Source organism: Kitasatospora sp. NPDC001540, from assembly GCF_042894345.1.
In the GTDB taxonomy this organism is placed as follows: domain Bacteria; phylum Actinomycetota; class Actinomycetes; order Streptomycetales; family Streptomycetaceae; genus Kitasatospora; species Kitasatospora phosalacinea_C.
The window spans coordinates 1-5267 of sequence record NZ_JBIAVO010000081.1 but is presented as its reverse complement, the minus strand read 5'-3'; the positions used below and the strand labels follow the sequence as shown (position 1 = coordinate 5267).

The following is a 5267-nucleotide window of genomic DNA, read 5'->3' as shown; positions in this document are numbered from 1 at the left end:
CGACGATCTTGGCGGAGGTGGTGGCGCGGCTGGGGGCGGCGGCCGCGTTAGAGCTTGCGAAGTCCACTGAGGACCCTTTCGAGCAGCGTGACGTCGGGCTGGTTGCCGGATTCGCCGCCGGCTGCGGGCTGGTGGATGGCGACCAGGCCGGCCTCGGCCAGGTCCGCCACGAGGATGCGGGCCACGCCCAGCGGCAGGCCGAGCAGCGCGGAGATCTCGGCGACCGACTTCACGTCGGTGGCGCACAGGGCGCAGATCCGCTGGTGCTCGGGCAGCAGGGTGGCCATCCGGGCCGGGTCGACCGCGGCGGAGACCAGGGCCTCCAGCGCGAGTTCGTAGCGCGGCCGGGTGCGTCCGCCGGTCATCGCGAAGGGGCGGATCAGCGGCTCGGCGTCCTCCTCCTCGTCGGCGTACTCCTCGACGTGGCCGGGCTGCTGGTCCTCGTACCGGTGCGGCGGCTCGGGGTCGGGGAACGCCCCGTGGCCGGGGAACGCCCCCTGCTCGGGGAACGCCCCCTGCTCGGGGAAGGCCGGGGGGCCGGGGTGGGCCTGGCCGTACCCGTCCTGCTGCTGGTACCAGCGCGGGTCGGACTGCGGGGGCAGGTACGACTGGCCACCGTTGAACTGCGGCGCGTACTGCGGCTGCTGACCGTGGCCGACGCCGGGAGCCCCGAAAGCGTCGTGGCCGGAGCCCGCGTACGGGGCGCCGTACTGGCCACTGTGGTCGGGCGGTGTCACGGTTCATCTCCTCAAAGGGTGCGGCGGTGCGTTGCTGGCCGCGTCGCCGGGGAGCGCCGTGACCGGTGGTGCGAAGGCCGTACAACGCCCGGTCCCGAGGCCGCCGAAGCGACCTCGGGACGGGCAATGAGGTCTTTCGAATACCAGGACGGTATCCGACGAACCGTCAGTGCAGGAGACTGCCCTGGAGTTCGGCCCGCAGAGCGGGCGTCAGGACGGCGCCCGCGCGGTCCACGAGGAGGGCCATCTCGTAGCCGACGAGGCCGATGTCGGAGTCCGGCGAGGCGAGGACCGCGAGCGCGGAACCGTCGCTGATCGCCATCAGGAACAGGAAGCCGCGCTCCATCTCGACCACGGTCTGGGTCACGTCGCCGCCCTCGAAGATCCGGCTCGCGCCGGAGGTCAGCGAGGTCAGTCCGGAGGCGACGGCGGCCAGCTGGTCGGCGCGGTCCCGGGGGAAGCCCTCCGACATGCACAGCAGCAGACCGTCGGCGGAGACCACCACGGTGTGGGACACCCCAGGGGTGTTGTCCACGAAATTGGTGATCAGCCAGTTCAGGTTCTGTGCGGCCTGGCTCATCTGGGTCAACTCAACGCTCCTGCTGGTTCGAGCCGCCGAAGAGATCGGTGCTGCTGTTGTGCGGTCCATCACCGTACGCCCCCTGGTCGGGGTCGATCCGGAAGCTACCGGTGGCACCGGGGTCGCCGCCGGCCTGGCGGCCCTGCTCGACGCCGCGGCGCAGGTTGGTCAGGCGGCCGCGGACCTCGTTCGGGTCGCGGGAGACCTGCGGGCCTTCCTGCGGGGTGGTCCGGGCGTTGCCCGGCACCAGGTTCTGGCGGGGCACCCGGCGCGGCAGGCCCGAGGGGGTCGTGCCCGCCGAGGCGGGCTCGCGCACCTTCTCCGCGCGCTGCCAGTTGCCGTCGTTCGGCGACTCCCACTCGCTGGGCGCCGCGGTCGGGCCGGTCGGCCCGTAGCCGCCCAGCGCCGACACGTCGTGGCCGCGCGGCTCCTCGACCGGGGCCGAGGTGTCCTTCGCGCCGGTGAACCAGTTCGGGGTCTCGCCGTCGGAGGACCGGCCCGCCAACTGCTGGCCCGGCCGCCGCTGCGGCAGCGCGCCGCCCGCGGACTGCTCCGCCGCGGAGCGGGCCGGCGGCAGGGCCGGCAGCTCCTCGGCGGGGTACGGGTGCCCGGCGGGCTCCTCGTAGCCGTAGTCCTGCTGCCGGTAGCCGTCCTGGGCGTAGCCGTCCGGCTGGTAGCCGTCCTGGGCGTACCCGTCCTGGGCGTACCCGTCCTGCTGGTAGCCGTCCTGCTGGTACTCGTCGGCGTACTGCTCGTACTGCCCGGCGCCGTACGGCTGCTGCTGGTACCCGTCGGCGTACGGCTGCTGCTCGTCGCCGTAGGGGGCCTGCGCGTACTGCTCCGGGGCGTAGGGCTCCTCGGCGTACCCGGCGGGCGCGTACGGGTCGTCCTGGCGGTAGCCGTAGGCGTCGTCCTGCGGGGCCTGCTGCGGCTCGAAGGGGCGGCCGTAGGCGTCCACCTCGGGGCGGGCGTACGGGTCCTCCTGCGCGGCGCCGTAGCCGTAGCCGTCCTCGGGGGCGCCGGGGGCGCCGTAGGGCGACTCCAGGACCTCCGCCTCCACCGGCTCGTCGGCGGCGGGGCCGGGGCCGATCTCCAGGGCGGCCCGGCGGCGCTCCTCCAGGCGCTGGGAGCGCTGCATGGACTCCAGCGCGGGGGAGAAGCCGTTGCCGGGCACGGCGCCGGGGACGGCCAGGTGGTCGTCGAAGCCGAGTTCGGCGGCGGTGCGCTCCTGGCCCTCGGTGGCCCACTCGGCGGTCGGCTCCTGGTCCGCGAAGATCCGGGAGACCGTGAACTCCTCGGCCTGCGGCTCCGGCGCCATCGCGCCCAGCTGGGTGAGCTGCTGCGGCAGCATGACCAGCGAGGTGGTGCCGGCCGACTCGCCGGACGGGCGCAGCTGCACGCGGATGTCGTGCCGCTGGGACAGCCGGCCGACCACGAACAGGCCCATCCGGCGGGAGATGGTGGCGTCGACGGTGGGCGGCTCGGCCAGCTTCTCGTTGATCTCGGCGAAGTCCTCGGCGGTCAGGCCGATGCCCTTGTCGTGGATCTCGACCAGCACCCGGCCGTCCGGCAGGCGGGTCGCGTTGACCAGCACCCGGGTCTGCGGGGAGGAGAACGAGGTGGCGTTCTCCAGCAGCTCGGCGAGCAGGTGGACGAGGTCGGTCACGGCGGGGCCGACCACGTCGGCCTCGGGGATGCCGGCCAGTTCGATCCGCTCGTAGTGCTCCACCTCGGAGGCGGCGGCGCGCAGCACGTCGACCAGCGGGACCGGGGTGTTCCAGCGGCGGCCGGGCTCCTCGCCCGCGAGGACGAGGAGGTTCTCGCCGTTGCGGCGCATGCGGGTCGCCAGGTGGTCCAGCTTGAAGAGGTTCTCCAGCTGGTCCGGGTCGGCCTCGTTGTTCTCCAGGTCGGTGATCAGCGCCAGCTGGCGCTGGATCAGGCCCTGGCTGCGGCGCGACAGGTTGGTGAAGATCGCGTTGACGTTGCCCCGCAGCAGCGCCTGCTCGGCGGCGAGCGAGACGGCCTGCTGGTGGACCTGGTCGAAGGCGCGGGCGACCTCGCCGATCTCGTCCCGGCCGTGCAGCGGGATCGGGCTGACCGAGGTGTCGACCCGCTCCGGGTCGGTCTTGGAGAGCTTGTCGACCAGCTCCGGCAGGCGGTGGTTGGCGATGTCGAGCGCGGCGGTGTTCAGGGTCCGCATGCCGAGGATCATCGAGCGGGCGATGTAGCCGGTGAGCAGACCGGCCAGCACCAGCGAGGCGACCACGATCAGCGAGTTGAGCACCCAGTCGGTGAACGCCCGGTCCTTGATGCCCTGGGCCTCGTCGACGACCTGGGCGAGCAGCTCGGTCTCCGCGGCGCGCAGCGCGTTCATGTGGCTCTTGGTGGCCTGGTCCCACAGCGGGCGGGTCAGACCGTCCTTGCCGACCTGGTCGATGATCTTGGCGGCGTTGTCGCCGCCGGCCGAGGCGCTGGACAGCTGGCCGGCGTAGGACATGCCGACCGCGAGCAGGCCCTGCATGGTGGGCAGGCTGTGGCCGTCCGGCATGCGCAGCGGCAGGCGCTGGTCGGCGGTGGCCTGGGCGACCAGGGCGTCCGAGTAGACCTTGATCTCGGCGTCGCCGGAGGCGGTGTTGAACTCGCTGAGCGCGGTCTGCTCCAGGCGGGAGGCGACCACCAGCGACTGGATCAGGTCCTCGCCCTCGTGGCCGTCCACGCCGCCGACGCCGAGGCCGACCAGCAGGTTGAGCATCAGCGCGCGCTGGGTGGAGGCGGACGCCTTGGCCAGCGACATCGCGTAGATCGCGCGGCCCTTGGAGGTGACGTTGCTGGAGCCGAAGCCGACCGAGTTGTCGACGGCCAGCAGCGGCGCGAACATCAGCGAGTACGCGTTGGCGGTCGCGGTCGCGAACAGCTCCGGCTTGTAGGCGTTGGCGCGCAGGTGCGGGAGGTACGCCACCGCCTGCTGGAACTGGTCGTTGCGGCGCTTCATGGCGGCGTCGTCCTTGAGCTCCGCGAACGCCGCGTCGTAGGCCCGGCGGGCCTCGTCGGTCTTGTCCCGGAGCTTCTTCACCTCGCCCTGGTCGCCCTGCCCGGTCAGCAGCGGGACGAGGGTCTCGTCGCGCTCCTGCTCCAGGGCGTCGGCCAGCTTGGTGGCGGCGCTGGCCAGGTTGGCGACGCGCACCGCGCGGTCGGCCTGGTTGTAGTCGTCCAGCGAGGTGTTGACGCGCAGGCCGCCGAAGACCAGGGCGATGACGACCGGGATGACCAGGATGGCCACCAGGCGGGTCGGCACGCGCCAGTTCAGCGGGGACAGGAAGTCGTACCGGCTGCCGCCGCCGCCGGGGCGCGGGGCGTCCTTGGCGGGCGCGGGGCGCGGGGCGGACTCCGGGGTGACGGCGCGGTGCTGTTCGGCGCGGTCACGGTCCTCGGCCGCGGTGAACGCGGAGAACCGACCGCCGTTCGGGCCGCTACCCGGGTCCTGCTGGCGGGGCTCGGAGCGCCGCTGAGGGGTGACTGGCTGCTTACGCCTCACTCGACAACAACCTCTCGACCGACTGGCGGCCATGGATCTATCCGGCGGCTACCCCCCCAGACGGGCCGCGGCCCGCACGGTCCTACGGGGTAGCTGGAATTCCAACACGAGCCGGTGGAGCGGACAAACGGCCCCCCCGTCCCGTGCGCCACGGGTGGAAAACGGACATAAACGGTTGAACTCCCGCAAAGTTCAAGGTCATTGGCGCGCACCGGGTTCGGGCGGCTACGCACTGTCAAACAGCCTCGGCAAATGCCTACCGAACTGTTACCGGGGGGCGCGAACCATTCCTGGTCCACGCCCCCCGGCCAGGTCGGGGCTCACCGCAGTCGGGCGAGGAGGGCGTGTTCGACGAGGGTGATGAGGGCGCTCTTGGCGCTGTCGCGGCGTCGGGCGTCGAGGGTGATGATGGGGA

At 72.7% G+C, this 5267-nt stretch carries 3 protein-coding genes and 1 pseudogene; all 4 read right to left on the bottom strand.

Annotated elements, in window-relative coordinates:
• Window positions 1-47: 47 nt before the first annotated feature.
• The gene (locus tag ACFY00_RS37970; RefSeq protein WP_388038803.1) at window positions 48-737 is read right to left on the bottom strand and encodes a DUF742 domain-containing protein; all 690 of its coding nucleotides are present in this window, start codon (window positions 735-737) and stop codon (window positions 48-50) included.
• 166 nt (window positions 738-903) lie between these two features.
• Window positions 904-1317 (bottom strand): roadblock/LC7 domain-containing protein, encoded by a 414-nt coding sequence (locus tag ACFY00_RS37965; protein ID WP_035873526.1) that lies wholly within the window; start codon window positions 1315-1317, stop codon window positions 904-906.
• Window positions 1318-1327: 10 nt separating this feature from the next.
• Window positions 1328-4852, bottom strand: a complete 3525-nt coding sequence (locus ACFY00_RS37960) for a nitrate- and nitrite sensing domain-containing protein (protein ID WP_388038801.1) — start codon at window positions 4850-4852, stop codon at window positions 1328-1330.
• A gap of 320 nt (window positions 4853-5172) precedes the next feature.
• Window positions 5173-5267: pseudogene (locus ACFY00_RS37955) on the bottom strand (ATP-binding protein); the annotation flags it as partial.

Excerpts from the sequence above, each read along its gene's own strand:
- ACFY00_RS37965 (WP_035873526.1), bottom strand. The coding sequence starts at position 1,317 with ATGAGCCAGGCCGCACAGAACCTGAACTGGCTGATCACCAATTTCGTG.